The sequence below is a fragment of the Planosporangium spinosum genome (assembly GCF_049999945.1).
Lineage (GTDB): Bacteria > Actinomycetota > Actinomycetes > Mycobacteriales > Micromonosporaceae > Planosporangium > Planosporangium spinosum.
The window spans coordinates 1-24,455 of sequence record NZ_JBLYUB010000017.1; the positions used below are offsets into that span (position 1 = coordinate 1).

Annotated in this window: 18 protein-coding genes and 2 pseudogenes; 9 read left to right on the forward strand and 11 right to left on the reverse strand. The window is 72.4% G+C overall.

The annotated features are described in order from the left end of the window. From ACNTMW_RS21630 to ACNTMW_RS21640, 3 genes and pseudogenes are all read left to right on the forward strand, one after another. Positions 1–115, forward strand: a pseudogene (locus ACNTMW_RS21630) (IS5 family transposase); the annotation flags it as partial. A gap of 46 nt (positions 116–161) precedes the next feature. Continuing rightward, a pseudogene (locus ACNTMW_RS21635) lies at positions 162–1,036 on the forward strand (IS1595 family transposase). 255 nt (positions 1,037–1,291) lie between these two features. Next, complete coding sequence (locus ACNTMW_RS21640) at positions 1,292–1,714, forward strand: nucleotidyltransferase domain-containing protein (RefSeq protein WP_426635541.1); 423 nt, start codon at positions 1,292–1,294, stop codon at positions 1,712–1,714. Between the two features lie 103 nt (positions 1,715–1,817). Here ACNTMW_RS21640 and ACNTMW_RS21645 read toward each other — a convergent pair whose 3' ends face one another. Both ACNTMW_RS21645 and ACNTMW_RS21650 read right to left on the reverse strand, forming a co-directional pair. Continuing rightward, complete coding sequence (locus tag ACNTMW_RS21645) at positions 1,818–2,663, reverse strand: PHP domain-containing protein (RefSeq protein WP_426635542.1); 846 nt, start codon at positions 2,661–2,663, stop codon at positions 1,818–1,820. 495 nt (positions 2,664–3,158) lie between these two features. Continuing rightward, positions 3,159–3,461: a hypothetical protein gene (locus ACNTMW_RS21650; protein WP_426635543.1), complete on the reverse strand. Its 303-nt coding sequence runs from the start codon at positions 3,459–3,461 to the stop codon at positions 3,159–3,161. 363 nt (positions 3,462–3,824) lie between these two features. Here ACNTMW_RS21650 and ACNTMW_RS21655 point away from each other — a divergent pair, with 363 nt between their 5' ends. Further along, on the forward strand, positions 3,825–5,519 hold the full coding sequence (locus ACNTMW_RS21655) for a vWA domain-containing protein (protein ID WP_426635544.1): 1,695 nt from the start codon (positions 3,825–3,827) through the stop codon (positions 5,517–5,519). A gap of 181 nt (positions 5,520–5,700) precedes the next feature. On the opposite strand, the gene ACNTMW_RS21660 is transcribed toward ACNTMW_RS21655, so the two are convergent. From ACNTMW_RS21660 to ACNTMW_RS21680, 5 genes are all read right to left on the reverse strand, one after another. After that, entirely contained in the window at positions 5,701–7,284 is a 1,584-nt protein-coding gene (locus ACNTMW_RS21660; protein WP_426635545.1) for a Na+/H+ antiporter, read from the reverse strand. Between the two features lie 91 nt (positions 7,285–7,375). Continuing rightward, positions 7,376–8,038, reverse strand: a complete 663-nt coding sequence (locus ACNTMW_RS21665) for a DUF305 domain-containing protein (RefSeq protein ID WP_426635546.1) — start codon at positions 8,036–8,038, stop codon at positions 7,376–7,378. A gap of 124 nt (positions 8,039–8,162) precedes the next feature. Further along, positions 8,163–8,921 (reverse strand): lytic polysaccharide monooxygenase, encoded by a 759-nt coding sequence (locus tag ACNTMW_RS21670; RefSeq protein WP_426635547.1) that lies wholly within the window; start codon positions 8,919–8,921, stop codon positions 8,163–8,165. A 132-nt stretch (positions 8,922–9,053) separates the two neighbouring features. After that, positions 9,054–9,239 carry a hypothetical protein gene (locus ACNTMW_RS21675; protein WP_426635548.1) on the reverse strand — a complete coding sequence of 62 codons (186 nt, stop codon included), beginning with the start codon at positions 9,237–9,239 and terminating at the stop codon, positions 9,054–9,056. A gap of 258 nt (positions 9,240–9,497) precedes the next feature. After that, positions 9,498–10,946, reverse strand: coding sequence for a S8 family serine peptidase (locus ACNTMW_RS21680; protein WP_426635549.1), 1,449 nt, complete (start codon positions 10,944–10,946; stop codon positions 9,498–9,500). 199 nt (positions 10,947–11,145) lie between these two features. Here ACNTMW_RS21680 and ACNTMW_RS21685 point away from each other — a divergent pair, with 199 nt between their 5' ends. Together ACNTMW_RS21685 and ACNTMW_RS21690 are read left to right on the forward strand one after the other, a co-directional pair. Continuing rightward, complete coding sequence (locus ACNTMW_RS21685; RefSeq protein ID WP_426635550.1) at positions 11,146–12,315, forward strand: winged helix DNA-binding domain-containing protein; 1,170 nt, start codon at positions 11,146–11,148, stop codon at positions 12,313–12,315. A gap of 169 nt (positions 12,316–12,484) precedes the next feature. After that, complete coding sequence (locus tag ACNTMW_RS21690; RefSeq protein WP_426635551.1) at positions 12,485–13,960, forward strand: hypothetical protein; 1,476 nt, start codon at positions 12,485–12,487, stop codon at positions 13,958–13,960. A 10-nt stretch (positions 13,961–13,970) separates the two neighbouring features. Here ACNTMW_RS21690 and ACNTMW_RS21695 read toward each other — a convergent pair whose 3' ends face one another. Together ACNTMW_RS21695 and ACNTMW_RS21700 are read right to left on the reverse strand one after the other, a co-directional pair. Further along, the gene (locus tag ACNTMW_RS21695) at positions 13,971–16,025 is read right to left on the reverse strand and encodes an ArnT family glycosyltransferase (RefSeq protein ID WP_426635552.1); all 2,055 of its coding nucleotides are present in this window, start codon (positions 16,023–16,025) and stop codon (positions 13,971–13,973) included. A gap of 138 nt (positions 16,026–16,163) precedes the next feature. Further along, complete coding sequence (locus ACNTMW_RS21700) at positions 16,164–17,138, reverse strand: LacI family DNA-binding transcriptional regulator (RefSeq protein WP_426635719.1); 975 nt, start codon at positions 17,136–17,138, stop codon at positions 16,164–16,166. Between the two features lie 336 nt (positions 17,139–17,474). Here ACNTMW_RS21700 and ACNTMW_RS21705 point away from each other — a divergent pair, with 336 nt between their 5' ends. Continuing rightward, positions 17,475–20,258 (forward strand): GH92 family glycosyl hydrolase, encoded by a 2,784-nt coding sequence (locus ACNTMW_RS21705; protein ID WP_426635553.1) that lies wholly within the window; start codon positions 17,475–17,477, stop codon positions 20,256–20,258. 79 nt (positions 20,259–20,337) lie between these two features. Here ACNTMW_RS21705 and ACNTMW_RS21710 read toward each other — a convergent pair whose 3' ends face one another. Then, entirely contained in the window at positions 20,338–20,778 is a 441-nt protein-coding gene (locus tag ACNTMW_RS21710) for an NUDIX domain-containing protein (protein ID WP_426635554.1), read from the reverse strand. A 227-nt stretch (positions 20,779–21,005) separates the two neighbouring features. Between ACNTMW_RS21710 and ACNTMW_RS21715 the strand changes: the two genes are divergently transcribed. Further along, positions 21,006–21,569 (forward strand): hemerythrin domain-containing protein, encoded by a 564-nt coding sequence (locus tag ACNTMW_RS21715; RefSeq protein WP_426635555.1) that lies wholly within the window; start codon positions 21,006–21,008, stop codon positions 21,567–21,569. Between the two features lie 108 nt (positions 21,570–21,677). On the opposite strand, the gene ACNTMW_RS21720 is transcribed toward ACNTMW_RS21715, so the two are convergent. Continuing rightward, complete coding sequence (locus tag ACNTMW_RS21720; protein WP_426635556.1) at positions 21,678–23,714, reverse strand: glycosyl hydrolase family 28-related protein; 2,037 nt, start codon at positions 23,712–23,714, stop codon at positions 21,678–21,680. Positions 23,715–23,976: 262 nt separating this feature from the next. Here ACNTMW_RS21720 and ACNTMW_RS21725 point away from each other — a divergent pair, with 262 nt between their 5' ends. Further along, the gene (locus ACNTMW_RS21725; protein ID WP_426635557.1) at positions 23,977–24,450 is read left to right on the forward strand and encodes a PAS domain-containing protein; all 474 of its coding nucleotides are present in this window, start codon (positions 23,977–23,979) and stop codon (positions 24,448–24,450) included. Positions 24,451–24,455 lie beyond the last annotated feature (5 nt).

Genomic DNA, 24,455 nt, shown 5'->3' on the forward strand with positions numbered 1-24,455 from the left:
CAACCGGCTCAAACGTCATCGTGGTGTGGCCACCCGCTACGACAAACTCGCCGTGCGCTACCTGGCCACACTCCACGTCGTCGCCATCAACGAGTGGCTCCGGCCCGGCCTATGAAACACGGCCTAGATGCGACCAGCAACAACACGATGAAAAAGACTCAATGTTGGAGCACCCGGAGGTCGGTGTGCGCTATCCCGGGGGCCTGGCTGACCTCCGGGCCTGGTTTCCCGATGACGCCGCGTGCCTGGACTACCTGGACTGGCTGCGCTGGCCGGATGGGTTCGTGTGCCCGCACTGTGAGAGCGTCGTCTCCTGGCGGCTACCCGACGGGCGGCACTCCTGCGCAGACTGCAAGCGAAGGGTCAGCCCGACCGCCGGGACCGTCTTCCACCTGCTGTCCGGCGACGTCGAGGTGGACGAGACGTTCATCGGCGGCAGAAACAAGCCGGGCAAGCGCGGTCGCGGTGCCGCCGGCAAAATCCTGGTTGCCGGGGCCATTGAGCGGGCTCCTGGCGGCCGTCCCGGCTTCGGTCGGGCCCGGCTGACCATCATCCCCAACGCCACCGCCGGCGCGCTGGGCACGTTCATACGCGACAACATCACACCCGGCAGCAACATCGTCACGGACGCGCTGCTTAGCTACTCAGCCACCCTCGCGGGGAGCGAGTACGACCACACGCCCATCAACGTCCACGGTTCCGGGCAGCGGGCGCATCAACTGCTGCCGGGCGTGCACCGGCTGTTCAGCCTGAGTAAGCGGTGGCTGGCGGGCACGCACCAGGGCGCCGTGGACAGCGGGCACCTGCAGTCCTACCTGGACGAGTTCATCTTCCGGTTCAACCGGCGCAACGCCCGACAGCGTGGGCTGCTGTTCTTCCGGCTGCTGGAACGCGCCGTCGAGGTCGGCCCATCCGCTATGTCGATCTGGTCGCCTACCCCTCACCGACCGGCAGCCCAGGCCCGAGGCCCAGCGAGCGGCAGTGGCCGGGCTCGCTGGCCGTACGGACCTTGCATAGGCCGTGGCGAGAGGCGTGACCCAGCCGTCTCCAAACCGGAAGAAGAGACGCCGCATGCACGATCGGCCCCACGCGGCAGCCTGGGTGGGATCGGCACCGCCGGAGGAGGTCGCGCGACAGGGGCGCCAGTAGTTCAGGGGCGCCAGTAGTTGCAGAGTTGACCACGGCGGGCACCATAGCGTTGTCTGCGCCACGCACCCGCCGGTGACGACCGCGACCCGAGGAGACGTTGCGGATGCCCCATCCCGACCAAGCGCCGCACGACCTTCCGTCCGTGACACCCGAGCGCGCCGCCGAGATGGCAGGCGTCGCTGAGCGGGTAACCCGCTGGGCCACGCAACGTCCCGATGTCGTCGGCCTACTGCTGGTCGGTTCGTACGCGCGCGGCGCCACCCGTCCGGACTCCGACGTCGACCTTGTGCTGCTCACCACCGACACCGACCGCTACGCCGACAACGCGTGGACCGGTGACGTCGGTATCGGTGAGCTGACCCGCGTGCAATCGTGGGGCGCGGTCACCGAAAGGCGCTTCGTTACTGTCTCCGGCCTGGAAGTCGAGATCAACATCGGTTCACCTGACTGGGCATGCCTCGACCCGGTGGACCCCGGCACACGGAAAGTGGTCAGCGACGGAGCTCGACCCTTGTACGATCCGATCGCTGCGCTGGCCGCGCTGATCGACGCCTGCCGCGCCTGACCCCCAGCACCGAAGCACTTCAGAAGCCCGAAGGCAGCAGCTCGAGCTGGTAGGCGCTTCACAGCTTCCCCTGTCGACCCCTATCGAGGGTGTGGCTCGGGGGTCAACCGATTCGGCCCCACAGGTCGTAGGGGTTCCTGCCGGGGCGGAAGCCGTGCGCCTCGGCCATCCGTGCCGCCTCGGCGAAGCCGTGGGCGATGTTTGAGGGCAGGTGGGCGTCGCTGCCGAAGGTGACCGCGTCACCGCCTTCCTCGTGCCACCAGGTGAGGACGGTCGCGTGCAGGGGCAGCCGGGTGTTGATCTCCAGCGCGCGGCCGGATTGCGCGGTGGCCCGCAGCGCGTGGCGGAACTCCTCTTCGAACGCCGTGGGGTCGAACGGTCCCGCCTGCGCGGCCGGCCAGGAACGGACCGGATAGTCGATGTGGGCCAGCACGGAGAACATGCCGGTGGTCGACATCATCGCGGCCACGTCGGCCAAGTATTCGCGCACCACCTCGTGCGCGTCCCGGTGTGAGTAGATGCCCCACGGTTCCGCGTACGTGCCCCGGTCGGGAAGGGTGTGCAACGAGCCGAGAACCCGGTCGAACCGGCCCGCCGCGAGGATCTGCGAGCATTGCTCGGCGTGCCGGTGCGGTTCGCCCATCTCGAGGCCGCTGAGGATGCGCAGCTGCGGGAATCGTTCGCGGCAGCGTTCGATCGCCTCCAGGTAGCCGGCGGCGTCGAAGGCGGGTGGGGTGAGGATTCCGTTCGGGTCGGCGATCGCGGTGAGATGGTCCATGACGTACGGGCCTTCCAGCGCGATCCGCCACGCGGTGTGATCCAGGTGCTCGGTGAAGGCGATCGCCGGCAGCCCGAGCTCCACGGCTCGAACGCAGGAGCCTTCCATGTCGCCTACCAGCGTGTCCCAGGACCATTCGCTGTGCACGTGGCTGTCGCAGGGCAACGACACCGCACCACCCCCATCGATCGAAGTCCTTCCGACGTTAGTCATTCATCGCGCTGCGGCTGGCCGCGGCCGCGCCGTGCCCGGGCCAGTCGTGCCGCCGAGCCTACGGGGGGGCGAGGGCGACTCCGACCCGCTTCAGCCGCGGCGAACCCCGCTGACAACGACATGGCGAACCGCTGACAATGACGTGACGACTCCCAGTACCGGAGGCGCCATTTTCGCCCGGACGGCGCCAACCCGATGCCAACTCGCACCGGACGGTGCCACCTTGTCGCGGACGGGACAGCGCCACGCACCCTTCGTTGTGAACAGGAGTCCGGCCCTCTCTGCGATTTCGGTGTGATCGCCTCGACAGATTTGTCTGTGCAGGACCCGGCTTGAAGGTGGTCTCGCCCTGCTCCAAAATCCCTTTATTTCACTGCGCTGATATGGATAGCCCATTCACGGAAACGTGCCCGGGTTGGAGCACGGACACGTTTCCGCGATCAGCGGAGGGGTCTAGCCGTCGTTCCTGATCGTGCCGGTGGCGAGCGCCCGGGTGTACCGGAACCGGAGATCGCCGCCGGCCACGAGGTACATCCGCTCGTCGGCTTCCCGGCGCCGGTCACCGCGCACGGTCACGGTGAACGTCACGCTGGTCGTACCGGCCTCGACCCGCCGGCACCCGACCAGCCGGTCGAAGTCCGACCCGCCGGTGGCGGTCCCGTCCGGTGCGGGCGTCGTTTCGCGCGGCGACCAGGCGCGGGGAGCGTCGTTTTGCGCACCGAATCTCGACCGTCGGGTGATCGAACGCTCACGCATCGCGCTCCGACGGTGCTACGGTCACTCACCGGCATAAATGTTCACCCCGCGGTGCGGGGCTTTACGCGCGTGCACGACCCCGCGACCGGAGGGGACGATGCGTTGACCGATGCTCGGCACCACCGCGACGACGCGGATTTTCCCTACCGGCACGGCCCCGCTCGGGGAGCCGCGCCGGTTCCGGGTGCACACTCCTCGCCGTACCGGCCGGGCGTGCCGCGCCGCCCGCCGGCCCAGCCGGTGCGTGGGTACGGCCCGGTCCAGCCGGCCCGGTGGTCAGCCGTTCCCGCCGTGCCTCCTGCCGTGCCTCCGCTGCGGCCACCACCGCGTGACGTGCCCGTGCGACGGCCGCCCGTCCGTGCCGTGCCGGCGCGGAGGCCGCCGCCGGTGGTCCACCGGCGGCGCGAGCACGGCGCGCACTGGGCGGCGGTGTTCGGCCTGCTGGTCGGCGCGCTCACCATCGGTACCGGCGGGTTCTACCTGGTCCGGCAGGGGCCCGGGGGAGTGGGGGCGTGCCCGCCGACGCTGCTGCGGATCGTGGCCGCGCCCGACATCGCGCCGCTGCTCCGGACTGCGGCGCGGCACACCGGTGGTCGCTGCCCGCAGGTCGCGGTCGCCGCGCAGGAGCCGGCGGACACCGTACGCGACCTCCGCGTCCACCCGCCCGACGTGTGGGTACCGTCGTCGACGGCCTGGCTGCGCCTGGCGGGCCCGGACGGGTACCCGTCGGCCGGCACGTCGCTGGCCAGGTCCCCGCTGGTGGTCGCCGCCCCGCGCCCGGTCGCCGGGGAGTTCGGCTGGCCGGCCCGCCAGCCGAGCTGGACCGAACTGGCCGACCGGACGTACACCGGCCAGATCCCGCGCTTCAGCGTGCCCGACCCGTTGCGTACCACCGCCGGCCTGCTCGCCGTCCTCGGGGTCGACATCGCGGTCGGCCGGGGCGGCGACCCCGGGGCGGCCAGGATGCGGGCGTTGACGTTCCGCAGCCGGCTCGCCGACGCCGACGCCGACACCTCCCGGCTGCTCCGGCAGGTCACCGCCGTACCCGACCCGGCCCGCGACGTCGGCCTGTTCCCGGTGACCGAGCAGGCGCTGTGGTCGAACCTGCGGGCCACCGGTGCGCGGACGCTGGTGGCGCTGTACCCACCGGACGGGCTGATCGAGGCCGACTATCCGCTGGTGATGTCCGCCCGGGTACGGAGCGACGCGGCGCGCCGACCGGTCGTGGAGCGGCTCACCGGCTGGTTCCGGGGCGCGGCGGGGATCCGCGCGCTGACCGACCGCGGGTTCCGGCCGCCGGCCGGAGCGGGAAGCGCGGCGGCACCCGAGGCCGACGGCCTGCTGCCCCGGTACGGCCTGGTCACGCCGGTACCGGCGGACACCGCAACGGTCACCGCCGCGGTCACCGCGTGGGCCGGGTACCAGCGGATGAGGTTCCAGGTCCTGCTGCTGGTCGACGCGTCCGCGTCGATGGGCGAGCCGGTCCGCGACAGTACCGGCGCGCTCACGACCAGGGCCGCCCTGCTGCGCGGCTGCGCGGCCGAGGCGGTACGGCTGCTCGGCCCGGACACCAGCGCCGCGCTGTGGCTGTTCCCGCCGGTACGGGGCGACGGGCGGGCGTTCGTGGAGGCCGTCCCGTTCGGCCCGCTCGACGAGGCGGTCGGCGGGGTACCGCGTCGTGGCCTGCTGGCCCGGGCGTTCGCCGACTACCAGCCGTCGTCGCGGGCCGGCGCGGCGCTGTACGAGACCCTGCTCCAGGGGCAGGCGGCGATGCGGCCGCGGTACCGGCCGGACGCGGCGACCATCGTCTTCGTGCTCACCGACTCCGCCGACGCCGGGGCGGGCGGCCGGGCGTCGTTCCTGGCGCGGCTGGCCGCCGGGCACGACCCGTCGCACCCGGTACCCGTGTACGCCGTCGGCTACGGCCCGGCGGCCGACCTGGTTGCCCTGCGCGAGGCGGCCCGGGTGACCGGCGGGCAGTTCGTGCCGGCCACCAACCCCCGCGACCTCGACCGCGCGGTGGCGACGCTGTTCCTGGCCGCGCACCGCCCCTCATGATCCGCGCCTCATGATCCGCGCCTCATGATCCGCGCCTCATGATCCGCGCAATGTGTCACTTGTTGCGGCTATCCCGCCGGGGATAGCCGCAATGTTCGCGACATTGTCCGGATCATGATTGTCCGGATCATGATTGTCCGGATCATGAGAGAGCGCGACCGGGCGTGCGCGGCCGGTCGGGTCAGACCTCCAGGCGGGACTCCTCGAGGTCGAGGTCACGTTCGATGCGGTGCAGGGTGCCGCTGCCGATCTCGCCCCGGTCGCGCATCGAGATGAGGGCGTCGCGCTGCGCGTCGATCAGCTCCCCGATCAACCGCCGGTACGCCCGCGAGTGCTCGGCCGTCTCCTCGTCGTGGGCCAGGCCGGCCTGCGCCCGCAGGCGCCGACGCCGCAGGTGGAACACTCGTTCCAGCCGCTCCACGGTGTCCTCGCCGACCCAGTCCTGCGCGGCCAGCTCCGCCAGGCGGGCCAGGGCGGCCTCGGTCGCCGCCAGCCGGGCCCGTGCCTCCTCCCGGGCCTCGGCGCCGGTGTCCCGGACCCGCAGCAGCCGGATCAGCGCCGGCAGCGTCAGCCCGGGCAGCACCAGCGTGATGAAGACGACCCCGAACGTCACGAAGAGGATGAGATCCCGGTCGGGAAACGGTCCGGTCGTCGCCGTACCGGTGGGCAGGGCGAGCGCGACCGTCAGGGAGACGGCTCCCCGCATCCCGCTCCAGGCGACCACCAGTAGCTGCTTCGCGCTCGGGCGGCGCCCCGGCCGGCCGCCTCTCCGGTCGAACACGTCGATCAGGTACGGCACGGTGAAGTGCCAGCCGATCCGGACCCCGATCACCACCAGGGAGATCAGCAGCGTGACCGCGAGGAGATGACTGGGCGGTCGGCCCGAGACCTGGGTCAGGATCGGGTGCAACTGCAGGCCGATCAGGATGAACAGCACCGCGTTCAGCAGGTAGACGAGTACGTCCCAGAACGCTGTCCCGACCAGGCGGGTCGACGCCGACACGATCGTCGGAGCCTGCCAGCCGACGTAGAGCCCGGCGGTGACGGCGGCGAGGACACCGGAGACGCCCAACGCCTGGGCCGGCAGGTAGGCCGCGTACGCGGTGACCAGCGCCATCGTCGTCTCGACGAGGGGGTCGGAGACCAGGCGGCGGATCCGGGTCGCCAGCCAGCCGACGGCGAGGCCGACGGCGACGCCGCCGGCGATCCCGAGGAGGAACTGGACGGCGACCCCTCCGGCCGTCACGCTCGCGCCCAGCGCCGCGGCCACCGTGATCCGGTAGGCGACCAGCGCCGTCGCGTCGTTCGTCAGCCCCTCGCCCTCGATGAGGGTGATCACCCGGCGGTCCACCCCGAGCCGGCGGGCGATGACCGTCGCGGCGAGCGGGTCGGTTGGCGCCACGATCGCACCCAACGTCAGCGCCACCGGCCAGGACATGCCGCCCACGACGGCCCGCGCGGTGGCGGCGACGGCGACCATGGTGGCCAGCGTCAGGCCGACCGCGAGCCGCACGATCCCGTGCGCTTCGGTGCGCAGCTCGCGCGGCGAGGACCCGAACCCGGCCGCGTACAGCAGCGGCGGCAGGAACAGCAGCAGTACCTGCTCGGGTGGCAGCGGGAGCGTCGGCATCCCCGGGACGTAGCCGAGGATCAGACCGCCGAGGACGAGCAGGATCGGGTACGGCGTGCCGACCCGGCGCGACAGCATCCCCAGCCCGGCCACCGCGATCATCAGTGCCAGCAGGGGCAGATCGGCCTCGCCCATGAGCTTCCCCAAACGCTCGCCTCACCGGGCGTACCTGCCCCGGTGGACCCCTCGCGCACCGCCCGGCCGTCGGCGAGTACGCGAGAATCCGTCAGGGTTTGTTCAGGTAGCCGAGCATCTGCGAGATCTCCGCGGTGCGGGACTTGTCGATGCGGTCGGCGAGTTCCCTGGCGCCGGGGTTGACGCCGCTCCGGACCTCCATCCGGGCCAGTTCGGTGGCGTTGTGCTGATGGCCGATGAGCACGTTCAGGAACGTACGGTCGAAGTCCTGCGCGCTGGTGGCCGTCAGCGCGGCGAGGTCGTCCGGGCTCAGGGCGTGCGATCCACCGTGGTCGCCGTGCGAGGCCGGGTCCGCGGTGGGTGGCTGTCCCCAGTTCCGCAGCCACGCGGCCATCGTCTTCGCCTCGTCGGCCTCGGTGACCTCGATGGCGGCGACGAGGGTCCGCACGTCCTCCCGGGTGGCCCTGGCCTGTGCCAGGTGGATGAGGTCGAGCGCCTGCTCGTGGTGGGCGACCATCATCTGCGCGAACATCACGTCGGTGGCGTTGTAGAGCGGGCTCGCCGCGGCGTTCGCCGGGGTGGCCGGCGCGGTCGCGGGGGTGGCGGATGCGGTCGCGGGGGTGGTGCCGCCGCGACCGGTACCGCCCGGCGCGTGGGTGCCGGCGCAGCCGGTGAGCGGCAGCAGCCCGGTGAGCGGCAGCAGGAGCGCGAGAGCCAGGACGGGAACACGGCGCTTCAGGGGTTTCTGCGTCATGGGCTTCTCCGGTACGGGTGGCCGGGCCGGTCGGCGCGGGCGGGTCGACGGGTTCGGGCGAGCCGGCTCCGGGCGGCCGGGCCGGTGGGCCGTGCGACGGTCGCAGGGCCCACCGGTGGCTGGTCTACAGGCGCTGCCAGAGCGCCGGGGTGTTCGGCGGCTCCCAGCCGGGGATCGCGGTGTGCGCCTGGCGGCACTCGTACGTCGCGCCGCCGTAGGTCACCCGGTCGCCGACCTTGTACGCGGTGCCGGCCGCCCAGGTGCCGCCGGGCTGGGGCGGCGCGGTCGTGGGGGCCGCGGTCGGGCGCGGCGTGGACGGCGGGGTCGCCGTCGGGCTGGGGGCGGGGTTGCCGCCGCCGCTACCGATCTGCACGTCGATGCAGGAGTAGAAGGCGTTCGCGGTGTCGGCGATGTTCCATACGGCGAGGATCAGTTGGCGTCCGGTCCGGCCGCCCAGGTTGACCGTGTGGGACACGTTGGCCGCCGGTTGCCGGCCGCCGTCGTCGAACACCGCGATCCGGGTGCCGCCGATGAAGTACTCCCACGTGCTGGTCGCGTGGCGGGCCGTCAGTACCCAGTTGAAGTTCACCGAGTTGCCGACCTGGGTGGCGGGCCAGCCCTTGTTGGGGTCGTCCAGTTCCGCGAAGCGGCTGTTGCCGCCGCTGCAACTGCGCAGGCCCTTGGGCCCTTCGACGCTCTGCGGTTCGTAGACGATCGCGCCGCAGTTGGCGACCCGGCCCTGGGCGCACATCGCCTGCCGGCTCGGTGGTGACGACACGTAGCCGTGCGCGGAAGCGGGTGAGGCGGCCATGAGCGAGGCGGCCGTGAACGACGCGACCATGGCGACCAGTGCCAGGACCGGTCGGGCGAGCTTTCTTCGCATCGGGGCGCTCCTTGGGGTGGGGGCGATTTCCGCCAGGCTATAAGAAGGCTTCCTTACAGTAAATAAAGTTAATCGAAATTTACTGATGGAATGCTTCGCTCCGCTGGCGGTGGTGCTGCCACTGCTCGGGGGCTACGCGCCGGACGCGTCCGGGTCGGCCACCCGGCTCACCGCCACCCTGATCTCGCCCACCGACATCCGCCTCGACTGGACGGAAGCCGGGCCGGGCGTGGCCGGCCATACCGTCGAGTTCGCCACACAGGCCCGGGGCGAGTACACGATCCTGCGGTTCGCCCCGCCGGGCCAGACCAGGTTCACGCATCCGGATCTCATGCCGCGGACGCCGTTCTACTGCCGGGTCCTGCCCTACTGCGGTCCGGCGTCGGGACGTCACCTCGTTCGGGCTCGTGACACTGCCGTCCGAGAAGGCGGCGTCGTACCGGGTCCGGGCGTTCTGCTACGGAGCACCGTCCAACGTGGTCCACCGGTCGACCGGCGCCGCCAGAAATCCATGATCCTGGAGGCTCTGCGGGGTGATGGTCCCGCAGAGCCTCCAGGATCACGGGCGGGAAGGGGTCAGCCGAGCGCCTGTGCCGCGGCGTACGTGTCGACCAGGCCGGTGCCCTTGTCGACCGAGGTGGTGTACGGGCCGACCGTCTCGTACGGCGCGCCGTCGGTGAACGTGTACGCCGTCGACTTGATCGCGTTCTCGATCTGGGCGGGTGTCGCGTCCGGCGCCATCTGGCACAACTGGGCGACGATGCCGACGATGTGCGGGGTCGCCATCGAGGTGCCGCTGATCGTGTTGAACGTACCGATGTCGAGCAGGCCGGGGCCGTTGCGCGGATCCAGGCCGGTGGCGCAGATCGGCAGGTACAGCCGGCAGGACGAGGTGATGTTCGAACCGGGCGCGGAGATGTCCGGGTAGGTCTCGGGGTGGCCGGCCGAGCCCCGGCTGGAGAAGTCGGATACCTTGCCGTCACGCGTACCGGTGCCCTGGTCGTCGTACGAGGCGACCATGATGATCCCCGGTGTGGGGTCCTGGCCCGGCGGGTTCGTGGCGGTGTTGTCCGGGCCGTCGTTGCCGGCCGCCCACACGGTCAGCACGCCCTCGTCGGCCAGCGCCCGCTGCAGTTTCACCGTGGCGGAGTTCGGGTCGAACGGGCCGCCGCCGCTCGGGCCGTACGAGTTGTTGCTGACCCGGATCGGCGGGCACCCCGCGCAGGGGTTCGCATGGTGTTCGAGGACCCAGTTCAGCGCGCTGTCCGCGCCGAAGATGCTCAGCCCCGCACCGACCGACAGGCTGATCAGCGTCGCGCCGGGCGCGGCGCCGTGCAGCTTCGTGCCGTCGGACAGTTGGGTGTCGCGGCCGGCGACGATGCCGGCGACGTGGGTACCGTGCCCGCCGACCGACAGCGTGTCGGTGTCGTTGACGGCCGTCAGGTCGGCGAAGCAGGAGTCGTTCGGGACCGGCAGCGGGACGCCCAGGTCGGTCAGCGGGCCGCAGATGTTCTTGAGGTTGAGCTTGACCGCGCTGGTGCCGTCGGCGTTGCGGAAGAACGGGTGGGTACCGTCCACACCGGTGTCGATGATCGCGGCCGACACCCCGCGGCCGTCGATCGGCCGGCCCTGCGCGTCGCGCAGTTCGGCGCGGGCCTGCTCACCGCGGGTGGCGACGTTCGAGGTGGACAGCTGCGGTTTGATCGCCTGGTCGCCCTCGACGTAGGTCACCCCGGCGTGGGACCGGACGGCGGTGATCTGGGTGGCGGTACCGCGCGCGATCGCGACGCCGATCTTGTCCCAGGTGGTGATGAGGGTGAGCCCGGAGTCGGCGACCGCCCGGCGGGCGGAGGCGATGTCGATGCCGTGGACGAACACCGGGGCGGTACCGGTCAGGTTCGCCAGTCGGGCGGCGAGCGAGGCCGACACCGGGGCCGGCGGGTTGCCCGCCTGCGCCGGTGCTCCGGGCACCAGCGACAGGCCGACCAGGACTGCCCCCAGGAGAGCGGGAACGGTTCGGCGCATGCGGATTCCTCTCGTGCGGGAGCCGGCCGGCTGCCGGAAGGGGGCGCCGTGACCGGTTACCGCAAAGTAGCCCCGGATGCCCATTAAAGCCATATCTGTCGATACTTTCACTCCATCGTAGGAACGACATATCCCAATCCGTACCCGCGTGGGCGTCGGGTCGCCCGTTCCCGGCGGCGGGCGTGGTAGGAACGCTGCTGTGTGGAACATCGGTATCGACGAACGGCGGGCGCGGCTTGGCGTCCGGCACCACCTCGCCACGACGGCGTACGCGCCCGACCCCGCCGAGGCGGCCCGGGGTGTGGTCGCGCTGCACGCCACCGACCCCGCGTCGGTGTTCCTCTCGATCCGGGCCAGGACCCCGTCGGTCGACGCCGGGGCGATCGAGCACGCCCTCTACGAGGAGCGCACGCTGATCCGGATGCTCGGCATGCGCCGGACCATGTTCGTCGTGCCCACCGACACCGCGCCGGTCGTGCAGGCCGCCTGCACCAGGGCGATCGCCGCCGCGCAGCGGCGCACGTACGCCCGGTTCATCGCCGACGGCAGCCTGGGCGACGGCGCCTGGCTCGCCGAGGTCGAGGACGCGACCGCGCGGGCACTGGCGGGCCTCGGCGAGGCGACCGGCACGCAGCTGTCCGCCGCCGAACCGCGCCTGCGCAGCCAGGTCCGGATGGCCGAGGGCAAGGCGTACGGGCGGACGCAGAGCATCACCACCTGGGTGCTGTTCCTGCTCGCCGCCGACGGGCGGATCGTGCGGGGCCGGCCGAACGGCGGCTGGACCAGCAGCCAGTGGCGATGGTCACCGGTCGACCGGTGGCTGCCGGGCGGCATGGCCGACCTGCCGGTCGAGGCGGCCCGGGCGGAGCTGGTCCGCCGGTGGCTCGCCGCGTACGGTCCGGGCACCGTCGCCGACCTGCGATGGTGGACCGGGTGGACGGCGGCCCAGGTCAAACAGGCCCTGACGGCCGTCAAACCGGTCGAGGTCGACCTCGGCGGGACGACCGGACTGGTCCTGAACGACGACGACCGGCCGGCGACCGCACCCGAGCCGTGGGTCGCGCTGCTGCCGGCGCTCGACCCGACGGCGATGGGCTGGCAGGAGCGCTCCTGGTACCTCGGCGACCACGCCCCGGCGCTGTTCGACCGCTCGGGCAACGTCGGGCCGACCGTGTGGAGTGACGGCCGGATCGTCGGCGGCTGGGCGCAGCGAGCCGACGGTGAGGTGGTGTACCGGCTGCTGGAGGACGTCGGCGACGAGAAGGCCGCGGAGGTGGAGGCGGCCGCGGCCCGGCTGGCCGGGTGGCTCGGCGCCGTGCGGGTCGTCCCGCGCTTCCGTACCCCGCTGGAGCGCGAGCTGACCGCCTAATGGAAGCCGTCGGATCGGGGGCGGCGCCGGATCGGGCACGGCGCCGGATCGGGTACGGCGCCGGATTGACCAGATAGACGGATTGAGCACATAGGCCCGGGTGACTTGTCGCGGTGTCGGGGGTCGCGTTTGGTAGACCCATCCACCGAACGGCGAGCCTGGGGGCGACGTGGCGGAACGGCACAGTTTCGATCACCACGAGCGGGCACACGGGGTCGCCGACCACGCCCGGTGGGCCCGCACCCTCGCGGCGGACGGGCGGTACGCCGAGGCGCTCGCCCTCCAGGAGGAGGTGCTCGCGACGGTCCGCGAACTCGCCGCCGACCGGCCCGGGGACGAGCGGACCATGAGGATGCTCGCGGACCTCCTGTCCGCGATGGGGCCGAACCTGACCGCGATCGGCCGGCCGGACATCGCGGTGGGCGTCCTGGACGAGTGCGAGCGCGCCTACTCCGAACTCGACCGCCGGGGCGCCCGGGTGCGGCCGCAGCTCGCCGACGTGCACGCCGACAAGGGCATGGCAGAGCTGTCCCGCGGTCACGGCGCCACCGCCGTGCTCGAACTGGACTTCGCCGTCAGCACGTACCTCGACCTGCACTCCGGTGGCGACGGCGGGCCGTACCTGCGCGACCTGGCGCGGGTACTGGCCCTCAACGCGTCGGTGCTGGCGGCGCACGGCGACGCCGACCTGGCGCTCGCCTCGGCCGACGCCGCGATCGGGTACCACCACCGGTCACGCACCGACGTCGGCGAGGACACCCCGGACACGCGGGTGGATCTGCGGTACCTCCTGCTCGCGGCCACCACCGCCGCCGACCTGCACGGCGCGTACGGGCGGCTGGCGGCCGCGCTCGACGCCGACGCCCTCGCGGTCCGGGCCGCCCGGGCGCTCGCCGGGGCGGCCGGAGCCGATCGGCCGGACCGCGAGTTGGCCGGTGCGCTCGCCCGGTCGGGGCTGCACCTGCGGGCGGCCGGGCGGGGCGCGGACGGCGACCGTCTCGTGGCGCAGGCCCGGGCCGTCGACGCCGGCGCGGCGGCGCTGGTCGCGCAGCGGTGGGAGCGGGTACTGGCCGGCGACCGACCGGTGAGCCTGGCGGCGGCGCTCGACCGGGCGACCCGGGTACTGGGGCCGGAGCGGGTGCCGCGGAGCCTGGCCGCGCGGCTGAGCCGGCCCGCGGCCGGCCGCGCGATCCTGGCTCCTTCGCTGCGCTGCGAGCCCCAGGCCGCTCCCGGGTTCGCGGCCCGGCTGGCCGACATCGCGGCCCACCTGCTGCCCACCGCGCGCGACGAGGGCGTACGCCTGGGGCTGGAGGCGCACTACCTGTTCGCGGTCGCCTCCCGCGAGCAGGCCGAGCCGATGCGGCAGGCGTACCGCGACTACGGCTTCCACTGGGCGCTGGTGCTGCTCGTCTGCTCGCAGCGGTACGCCGGCACCGGCGACCTGCCGATGGCGCTCGACCTCGCCGGCTGGGCCGACGCGGCCGCCATGGGGCTGGTGCCGTTCCTGGCCGGGGCGCCCGGACTCGCCGCGCTGGTACGCGCCTGCCTGAACCACCACGCCGACCTGTACGACCGCAACGGCGAGTCGGAGGCCGGCGCGGAGGTGCGCAGGGTGGTACGCAGCCTCGACGAGTACGGCCCCTGACCGGCCCTTGTCAGCGGGCCGCGGCGCAGTCGTACAGGCCGGTGACCGTGAACCCGATGTCGGTGACGGCGGTGCAGTGGCTGGTCACCCAGGCGGTCGTCGCGCCATCGCCGCGGCGGCCGAAGCCGCCGCCTGCCAGCACGTACCGCAGCTCGCCGTCGGCCACCAGCTTCGCCAGCGCGTCCGTGGTGGGGAAGGGGACCTGGCCGGAGAACCCGCCCATCGGCAGGACGCTGGCTCCGGCCAGGATCAGCTCGCCGGCCTGCATGGAGCCCTGCGTCGCGACGAGGTACCGGCTGCCCGGCTGGTGGCTCCTCAGGTACGCCACGAGCTGCCGGGCCTGCGCCGTCGGCTGAACGCCGGTTCCACCCGGGCCGCCGATCCCGCCGATCCCGCCTGGGCCGCCGATCCCGCCGATCCCGCCTGGGCCGCCGATCCCGCCCCGCTCGGCTTCGCCAGGGAACTGGCCGGCGCCGGGGAACTGGCCGCCGCCGGGGAACTGGCCCCCGCCGGGGAACTTGCCGCCCGGAAACGTTCGGGCACCGCCGGGACGCCCGCCGGGACGCCCGCCGGGGCGGCCGAACCCGCCGGGGCCGAACCCACCCGCCGGGCCGGCGGCCGGACCGATCGCGGAGCCGGAGTACCGGCGGTCCACGGTGGACGCCGCCCAGGCGGTCGGGGCGGCGTACACGGCGACGAGCGCGACCACGGCCCCCGCCAGCGCGGTGCGCGCGCCCCGTCGGCGGTGCCGGCGGCGTACCGCGGGAACGGCCACCAGCAGCGCCACCGAGACCAGGCCCAGGAGCACCAGCAGTGGGGTCAGCCAGGGCAGGAACGTGGGGAAGCGGCGGGACAGGTACACCGCCCAGGCCACCGTGACGGCGATCGCGGCGGGGAGGATCCAGCGCCGACGACCACCCCGCCGCCAGGCCCGCCACAGCGTCACCAGGCCACCGGCGGCCAGCGCCGCGACCGGCGGTGCCACGGCGACCACGTAGAACGAGTGCGCGACCCGGCCGGTCGAGAACGCCGCCGCGTAGCTGACCAGCCATACGCCCCACAACAGGAACCCGGCGCGGATCCCGTCGGTGCGTGGGGCCCGGCCCCGCCACCACACCCCGGCCACCAGGCCGACCAGGGCGAGCGGGTACAGCCAGCCGACCTGGGAAACGACCTCGTCACCGATCATGAAGGTACCGGCGGCGCCGCCCCCGCCGAACCCGACCGCCGCGTCGGTGTTCAGCCCGTACCGGTTGAGCAGGTTGTAGTCGAACACCATCGACAGCGGCGAGTTGTCGGTCGAGCCGTCGATGTAGGGGCGCGCCGATGCGGGCGTGAGCAGGACCAGTACGACCCACGACAGTGACACCGCGAGGGTCACGGCGCCGGCGAGTCCGAGGTGGCCGAGGCGGCGGCGGACCGGCCCGGGCGCGGCGACCAGGTAGACCAGTCCCAGGGCCGGCAGCACGCCCCACGCCTCGACCATCTTGGTCTGGAAGGCCAGTCCGACCCAGAGGCCGGACAGCAGCAGCCAGCGCAGCCGGGCACCGGCGACGGCGCGGTGCAGCGCGTCGGCGGCGAGTACCAGCAGCAGCGTCAGCAGCGTGTCGGAGATCTCGGCGTGGGCCAGCGCCGCCACGATCGGTGTGGTCGCGAACGCGGCGGCGGCGAGCAGTCCCGCGGTCGGGCCGAGCCAGCGGCGCACCACGCCGTACAGCACGAGCACGGTGAGCACGGACTCGACGACCTGGGGGAGCAGGACCGACCAGGTCGAGAAGCCGAAGACACGGGCCGCCAGGGCCTCCACCATGAAGGCGCCGGGAAGCTTGTCGAGCGTGATCGAGGCCGTCGGGTCGTAGCCGCCGTAGACGAACGCCTGCCAGCTCTCCGACATGCTCTTCACGGCGGGGGCGTAGTACGAGTGAAGCTGGCCGAGCCGGACTCCCCAGGCGTAGAGCGCCCCGGCGGCGAGGGCCAGGACGAGGAGCGCGGGGCGCGTCCAGGCCGGCTGGTCGGCCGCGCGCGTCGGCGTGGCGGCGGATGTCGTACTCGCGGTCGTGGTCACGCTGTGAGGATGTCGGGCGAACGTCGGAAGAGGCTCCGATGATGGTGGGAGTTCACTGGGAACGACTCGAGTCGATGTGATGGGCCGGTCGATGTGACGGGCCGGTCGCGTGACGGGCCGGTCGATGCGGCGGATCGGTCAGTGCGGCAGGCCGCGCTCGACCAGGTGAGTCGGCAGTACCGTGGTCGCCGGCCAGGACCGGTCGCCGCCGATCCGGCGGAACAGCAGCTCCGCCGCCTGCCGGCCGAACTCGCGGGTGTCGTACCCGACGACGGTGAACGGGCGCGGCATCAGGTGCGACAGTTCGAAGTCGTCGAACCCGACCAGTGCGGCGTCGCTGCCGCGGCGCCACAGCTCCTGTACGGCGCCGACGGTGATGCGGTTGTTCGTGCTGAAGAAGGCGGTCGGCGGGTCGGCCGAGTCGAGCAGGTCGCCGACGGTACGGGCGGCGCTGTCCGGGTCGCCCACCCGGTCGCGTACCAGCATCGCGTCGCGGGTGATTCCGGCGTCGGCCATCGCCTCCTGCGCACCGCTGACGCGTTCCTGCATCGTGTAGACCGCCATCGAATCGAGCAGCACCGCGATCCGGCGGTGGCCCTGCGCGATGAGGTGCCGCACGCCGGCCTTCGCGCCACCCCGGTTGTCCAGCAGGACGGTGTCGGCGAGCAGACCGCCGGCCGGGCGGTCCAGGAACACGACCGGCATCCCCATCTCGACCTCGACCCGCAGGAACCCGTGGTCGAAGCCGGCGGGTACGACGAGCAGCCCGTCCACCCGCCGGGAGCACAGGTCGAGCAGGAGGTGCTGTTCGCGCCGCGGGTCCTCCTCGGAGCTGGCGGTGATCAGCATCGTGTCGTGCGCGCCGGCCACCTCGGCGACGGCCGCGGCGATCGTCGAGTAGAACGGGTTGCCGATCTCCTCGATGACCAGCCCGATGGTGGCGGTGGTGCGGCCCGACCGCAGGGTCTGCGCGATTCCGTTGCGCCGGAAGCCGAGTTCGGCGACCGCGGCGAGCACCCGGTCGACCAGGTCCTGCTGCACGTGGGGGGCGTTGTTGACCACCCGGGACACCGTCTTGATGCTCACGCCGGCGCGCCGGGCGACGTCGACCATCGTCGGCCGGCGCGGGGCCGGTCCGGGCGCCGGAGCGCGTTCCTGCCGGCCCGCGTCTGTCGCACTCTCCGTCACGCGAAACTCCCGCTCGGATAGACCTGGCCCGGTTACCTGCGCCATCGTCACACGGGTGCGCCCGCTGGGACGAGGGGTGAGGCGGATCGATTGGACAACGTTGTCTCGCCGATACCGCCGCCCGATGCGCGCGTACGGCCGGACTATGCCCAATCCGTGAGGGAAATATTGACACGCCATGAGATCGGCGCGTATCTATTACTCCACGGCGCCCTGGCAACGTTGTCACACGCTCCCACCACCAGAACGGGAGATGCCAGCATGTCGAACACCCCCGGACCCGTACGCCTCCTCGCCGGCCCGCTGGTCGGCCTGGCCGTCGCGCTTCCCGCCGCGGTCGCCGTCCCGGTCACCGCGAGCGCCGCCCCGGCGACCGGAACCCAGGCGACCGGAACCCAGGCGACCGGAACCCAGGCGACCGGAACCCAACGGCCCGCCGCCGCGGCGAGCCTCACCCAGTACGTCAATCCTTTCATCGGCACCGACGACAGCAACTCGCCCAACCCCGTCGGCGGCGGCGCCGGCGGCAGCACCTACCCGGGCGCGGTCGTGCCGTTCGGCATGGTGCAGTTCAGCCCGGACACCCCGACCGCGTCGCCGTCGGGGTACCGCGACTCCGACCGCACCATCGAGGAGTTCAGCCTCACCCACTTCGACGGTGCCGGCTGCCCCAACAACGAGGACATCGGCATCCTGCCGGTCACCGGCGCGCTCGGGGCGTCACCGGGCACCAACTGGACCGGCTACGCCTCCGGCTACACCAAGTCGAACGAGGCCGCCGCGCCCGGCTACTACCGCAACCGACTCGACCGGTACGCCACGGGCGTCGAACTGACCGCCACCACCCGTACCGGCCTGGCACGGCTGACCTATCCGGCGACGACCTCGGCCGCGCTGCTGGTCAACACCAGTCGCAGCGCCACCGGTAACCGCAGCGGGTCGATCAGCATCAGCGGTACCCGGATCACCGGCAGCGTGACGGCCGGTGGGTTCTGCGGCTCGTCGAAGACCTTCAAGATCTACTTCGCGATCGAGTTCGACCGGGCACCGACCGGCTTCGGCACCTGGAACGGCGGCACCGTCTCGGCGGGCTCGAACAGCACCAGCGGCGTCAACACCGGCGGGTACGTCACGTTCGACACCACCGCCAGCCAGACGGTCGCCGCGAAGATCGGCCTGTCGTACGTGAGCATCGCGAACGCGGGCGCCAACCTGTCGGCGGAGAACCCCGGCTTCGACTTCGCCGGCGTCCGCGCGGGAGCCGACAGCGCGTGGAACACCGCCCTCAACCGCGTCCAGGTCACCGGCGGAAGCCCGGCCGACCTGCAGAAGTTCTACACCGCGCTGTACCACGTGATGCAGAGCCCGAACGTGGCCAGTGATGTGGGCGGTCAGTACCTCGGCTTCGACAACGCCGTACACACCGCGAACCACCCCGTCTACCAGAACTACTCCGGCTGGGACATCTACCGCTCCTGGGCGGCCCTGGTGGCGTTCGTCGCGCCGGACGTGATGACCGACGTGGTGAAGTCGATGGTGCTCGACGGCCAGCAGGGCGGCCTGCTGCCCAAGTGGTCTCAAGCGACCAACGAGGACTTCATCATGACCGGCGACCCCGGCCCGATCGTCGTGGCCAGCGCGTACGCGTTCGGGGTGCGCGGCTTCGACACGGCGGCCGCCCTGGCGCTGATGCGCAAGAGCGCCTCCGGCGGCACCACCCAGGGCAGCCCGATCCGGGGCCGCGAGAGCGGTTACGAGTCGCGGCACTACATCACCGAGGACCCGTCGGACTCGCTGGAGTACTCCGCCTCCGACTTCGCGATCGCCCAGTTCGCGAAGGCGCTCGGGGACACGGCAGCCCACGACACGTACATGACCCGCGCCCAGTGGTGGCGCAACGTGTTCAACCCCGACTCCGGGTACGTGCACCGCCGCAACGCCGACGGCACCTGGCCGTGGCCGCTCGACCCGGCCAGCCCGAGCGGGTACACCGAGGGCAACGCCGCCCAGTACACCTGGATGGTCCCGTACCACCTCGCCGGGCTGATCGACCTCATGGGCGGGGCGCCCACCGCCGTCCAGCGGCTCGACCACCACTTCACCCAGCTCAACGGCGGCCTGTCGCTGCCGTACTTCTACATCGGCAACGAGCCCGAGCACGGCGTGCCGTGGGCCTACCACTTCGCGGGCCGGCCCTCGGGTACGTCCACCGCCGTCCGCCGGGTGATGAGCGAGTCGTTCACGACCGGAGCCGGCGGCCTGCCCGGCAACGACGACCTGGGCGCCACGTCCGCCTGGTACGTGTGGGCCGCGCTCGGCATGTACCCGGTGACGCCCGGCGCGGACACGCTCGCCCTGCACGGCCCGCAGTTCCCGTCGGTGCTCATCCAGCGGCCGGGCGGGAACATCCAGATCACCGGCGGCAGCGCGAGCGCACCGTACGTGCAGAGCCTGGCCGTCAACGGGGTGGCGACCACGCACAGCTACCTCCGGTACGGCGACGTCGCGAACGGCGCGACGCTCGCGTACACGATGGGTGCCTCGCCGGGCGGGTGGGGGACCGGCGCGGGTGACGTACCACCGTCGTTCACCGCCGGCGCCGCGCCGCCGCCGGCCGCGCCCCAACTCGGCCCGAACCTGGCACTGAACCGGCCCACCACCGCGTCGGCGGCCTGTGCCGCCACCGAGACGGCCGCGAAGGCGGTCGACGGCAGTCTCGCCGGCAACAGCAAGTGGTGCTCGCTCACCTCGCAGGCGTTCCTCCAGGTCGACCTCGGTTCGGCGCAGAACGTGTCGGCGTTCGTGGTCAAGCACGCCGGGCTGGGCGGCGAGACGACCGGCTGGAACACCGGCGCGTTCACGATCCAGACCAGTGTGGACGGTTCGGCCTGGTCGGCGGCGGTCACCGTCACCGGCTCACGCGCCAGCCGTACCTACCATCCGGTGCCGACACGCAGCGCCCGGTACGTCCGGTTCACCGCGACGACGCCCACCAACAACGGAAACAACGCGACCCGGATCTACGAGCTGGAGGTGTACGGCTAGTCCGTGGCGTTCCCCAGGGTCGTGGCGGGTTTCCCGTGCGGGGACACGGAAAACCCGCCACGATCATGAGGGAAGGGCGTCACCGCAGCAGGGCGCGGTACTCCTCGGAGGCGAGGAAGGTCCGGACCACCTCGTCGACCCGGCTGGCCAGCGGAAGCTCGACCGCCTCCGCCGGGCCGACGAAGCGCAGCGCCGCACCCTCGCCGAGGACCAGGTCGTCGGCGCGGGCGACGGTCGCGCCGCAGAACACGTGCCAATCGATGCGCAGCGCCGGGTCGAGGCGCGACGGGTACGTCACGTGCCGGAAGAGCGCCATCTCGCCGTGGACCTGCAGGCCGGTCTCCTCGCCCAGCTCCCGCCGGGCGGCGGCGGCCGGCTCCTCGCCCGGCTCGACGTGCCCGCCGGGCAGGCCCCACCGGTCGGGGTCGATGCGCGCGTCCGGCTCGCGCAGTTGCAGCAGGACCGCGCCGTCCCGGTTGACCAGGAGGACGCTGGCCAGACGCAGGACCAAGGGTGCCATGTGATCACTGTAGGTGCGCACCGGCGGCCGGCCCCTGATTGGGTCCGGTAACCGACCCGCGTCCTGGGCACACGTCACCCGATCGGATGTCCGCACTCGAAGAGGTGAACCCGGCGGCCCGGGAGTCGACCGGTGGGCCGGCTCCCGGGCCGGGTCGGCCAGCCGGCGGATTAGCGCGGTGGGTACCGGGTAGCGGACCCGTTGACCCCAGGTACCGGGAGGGCGCCGTGAGCACACCGGATAATCGTGGCGAGGATCTCGTCGACGTTCTGATCCACGATCACCGCGCCATCGAGGAGAAGTTCGGGGAGTTGGAGACCGGGTCCCTCAGCGCGGAGCGGCGTCGCCAGCTGGTGGACGCGGTCGTGGCCGAGCTGGTGCGGCACACCGTCGCCGAGGAGCAGTACCTGTACCCGACCGTGCGCCGGGTCGTCCCGGACGGCGACCGGATCGCCGAGCACGAGATCCGCGACCACGCGGAGGCCGAGCGGGACATGAAGACGCTCGAACGGCTGGACGCGACGGACCCGGACTTCGAGTTCGTGCTCACGAAGCTGATGGCCGAGATGCGCCAGCACCTGCTCGAGGAGGAGGTGGAGCTGTTCCCCCGGTTGCGGGCCGGTGCCGACCCGTCCGAGCTGCGCGAGCTGGCGCGCAAGGCACAGGCGGTCAAGAAGATCGCCCCGACCCGGCCGCACCCGGCGATGCCGGACGTCCAACCGGTGAACAAGCTGCTCGTACCGGCCCTCGGCCTGGTCGACCGGATCCGGGACGCGCTGAAGCGCCCCTGATCGTCCTCGACTGACGCAAAACGCGCCCCTGGCCGTTCCCGTAGCCACCGGGACGGTCAGGGGCGCGTCAGCGCACGTACCGCGGATCAGTCCACGTACTACCGCGGATCAGCCCGCGTACAGCGGGACGGTCCGGCCGTCGCCACGCCAGTACGCCTGCTCCCGACGCAGGTCCTTGGTCACCTCGCCCCGGCGCTGGCGGGCCAGGACCCGGTAGCCGCCGTTGCCCGGCCCCATCGTCGTGAACGACAGCGACATCGACGCCCCGTCCAGGCACTCGAAGGCGATGTCGTCCGCGCTCGCCGACGACTCGTACACCGCGCCGCCGAGCACCTCGGTACGGCCGCCGCGCTCGGTGCGCATCAGCGGGCCGCGCCGCTCGGTCTCCAGGCCCAGCACCCACACGGTCGCCCCGGCGTTGACCAACAGCGGCGACTTCGTCGCCGTACCGGTGGCGGCGGTGCCCCGGTCGAGGTGGTTGAACTGGCGCGCCCAGACCTGCTGCGGCTGGTCGAACTGCCAACCGGAGGCCGAGACGTTCTCCAGGTACAGCGGTCCCACACCGGCCTGGGCCTGGTAGCTGGTCCCGGCGTCGCCGCAGCAGTCCACGTCCTTGAGGACCAGCGGGCGGGCGGTGCGCTGGGCGAACCCGACCAGGCCCGCCGTCGGGGTGCCGTTGCCGGGCGCGCGGGCGATGGTGATGCCGGAGATGGTCACGTCCCGGGCGGTACCGTCGTCGACCTGGATGACGGCGGCCGGGGCGGCGGCGTCGCCCCAGGCGGTCCCGGTGGGCGTGAGCGTCGAGCCGAACCCGACGAACTGCCGTACCGCGCCCTTGACGTGCAGCGGCTTGGAGATCACGTACCGGCCGGTGGGCAGGTACACCACCGGCTTGCCGGAGTCGAGAGCCTTCTGGAACGCGGCGGTGTCGTCGGTGTTGTCGTCGGGCTTGGCGCCGTACGCGGTGACGCTGACCCAATCCGCCGGCTGGGCGTCGACGAACTCGGGGGCCTCGCGCACCTGAAGGTCGGTGGCGAGGCTCTGCGCCTCGGGGAACGGGGCGACCGGGGTCTTCGACGAGTACTGGGGCAGCTCGGTGCCGGAAACGATCTTCCCGCTCTGGGTCAGCACCGACCGGTACCCGGTGGTGCGGACCCGGCGCAGCATCAGCTCGCCGATGCTCTGTACCCCGCTGAAGTCGGCGGTGCCGCCGGTGAGCGTGGCGTCGACCAGGGAGATGAAGCCGCCGCGCTCGGTGCTGCGGATCGCCGGCACGGTGTTGGCGCTGGCGAGATCGCGGATGGCCAGCACGTTCCCGGCGTTGTCGATCCCGGCGATCTTCTGGCCGGACAGGTTGAGGTGTTCGAGCGTCAGCCCGTACCGGCCCTGCGCGACCCGGATGCCATAGTCGAAGCCCTTGACGACGAACCGGGAGATCAGGGCCGGCCCGGGCAGGCCCCGGGTGATCGACAGGCCGGTCGGGCCCTGGCCGGTGATGGTGAGCCGCCGGATCGACGCGACATTGCTGCCGGTGTAGTCGATTCCGTTGGCGCCGGGGTTGGCGCCGGTGTCGACGGTGAAGTTCTCCAGCTGGTTGCCGTACCCGCTGGCGCTGCCGGCGCGGCCGACGCCGGTGACGCTGGCCGTGCCCGTCCGCAGCAGCGGCCGTGCGTTCCAGTGGTCGCCGAAGCCGGCGGCGCGGTCCTTGAGCTTGATGACCGTGCTGTTGCGCTCCTCGCCGACCAGTCGCAGACCGGCCAGTGAGCGCCCCGCCTTGTCCCGCGCCTCCAGGGTCTTGCTGACCAGGTAGGTGCCGGCGGGCAGGTAGATGGTGCGGCCGGGGTTCTCGCTGATCGCCGCCTGCAGAGCGGCGGTGTCGTCGGTGCTGCCGTCACCCATGGCGTGGTAGGCCGCCTTGACGTCGACGACCGCGTCGGCCGGGAAGCGTAGCCGGGGACTGTCGAGGGCCGGGTCGCCGGTCGGGGTCGGCTCGGGAGTGGGTGCGGTGACGGCCGCCGGAGGTCGGACCACGGGCGATGGTGGCTCCGCGGCGGCCTGGCTGACGGGGCGTACGCCCACTCCGGCGGTCAGCGCCACCGCCAATCCGCCGACCAGGCTGATGACGGTCAGAGCCGCCGTTGCCACCGTCTCCGACGATGGTGCTTTCTTGGTCATACGCTCCCTCGGGCGAACCGCTGGCAGGCGGCATCACCCTACTCAACCGTCGATGGAATTCACACCTGCCGGCCGCAGTCGAGTTCGCCATCTCACCCCCAGTCAGGGACAAACTGGGAAATAACGGGTATACGACTGTTGGGGCGGTATGGGGTTACCGGGCGGCGCGTTCGCCCGCCCGGTGCGGGCTACTTTCGCTCAGGCGGTCCCTCCGGTCGCCGATGCTGCCGGCGTGATCACCGACCGCCTGCTCGGCGCGCAGCGGCCGCTGCCCGGCCCTGTTCCGCAGGGTATCCGCCGGGCCTCCGTCCCGCAGGACAGCTACCGGGACTCCGTCCCGCGGGGCGTCTACCGGGTCGACCGCGGCGGTTACTGCGTGTACGTCAACCCGGCCGGCGCCGCGCTGCTCGGCTGGTCCGCGGCCGATCTGATCGGCCTGGCGATGCACGCGCTGATCCACCACCGGCGCCCCGACGGCAGCCCGTACCCCTGGTTCGAGTGCCCGGTCGGCGAGACGCTGCGCGGCGGCGAGGCGTACCGCGTCGACACGGACGTGATGTGGCGCCGGGACGGTACGCCGCTGCCGGTCGCGTACTCCTGCGCCCCGGTCATCGGCGCGGACGGGATCGAGGGCGCGGTGGTCAGGTTCGCCGAGCGGGGCGCGCAGGTGGAACAGGTACGCTCGCAGGCGTGGCCCGGTTTCTGACGCCC

Excerpts from the sequence above, each read along its gene's own strand:
- ACNTMW_RS21650 (WP_426635543.1), bottom strand. The coding sequence starts at position 3,461 with ATGCGTGAGCGTTCGATCACCCGACGGTCGAGATTCGGTGCGCAAAAC.
- ACNTMW_RS21705 (WP_426635553.1), top strand. The coding sequence starts at position 17,475 with ATGTCGAACACCCCCGGACCCGTACGCCTCCTCGCCGGCCCGCTGGTC.
- ACNTMW_RS21710 (WP_426635554.1), bottom strand. The coding sequence starts at position 20,778 with ATGGCACCCTTGGTCCTGCGTCTGGCCAGCGTCCTCCTGGTCAACCGG.
- ACNTMW_RS21665 (WP_426635546.1), bottom strand. The coding sequence starts at position 8,038 with ATGACGCAGAAACCCCTGAAGCGCCGTGTTCCCGTCCTGGCTCTCGCG.
- ACNTMW_RS21700 (WP_426635719.1), bottom strand. The coding sequence starts at position 17,138 with ATGGTCGACGTCGCCCGGCGCGCCGGCGTGAGCATCAAGACGGTGTCC.
- ACNTMW_RS21670 (WP_426635547.1), bottom strand. The coding sequence starts at position 8,921 with ATGCGAAGAAAGCTCGCCCGACCGGTCCTGGCACTGGTCGCCATGGTC.
- ACNTMW_RS21680 (WP_426635549.1), bottom strand. The coding sequence starts at position 10,946 with ATGCGCCGAACCGTTCCCGCTCTCCTGGGGGCAGTCCTGGTCGGCCTG.
- ACNTMW_RS21660 (WP_426635545.1), bottom strand. The coding sequence starts at position 7,284 with ATGGGCGAGGCCGATCTGCCCCTGCTGGCACTGATGATCGCGGTGGCC.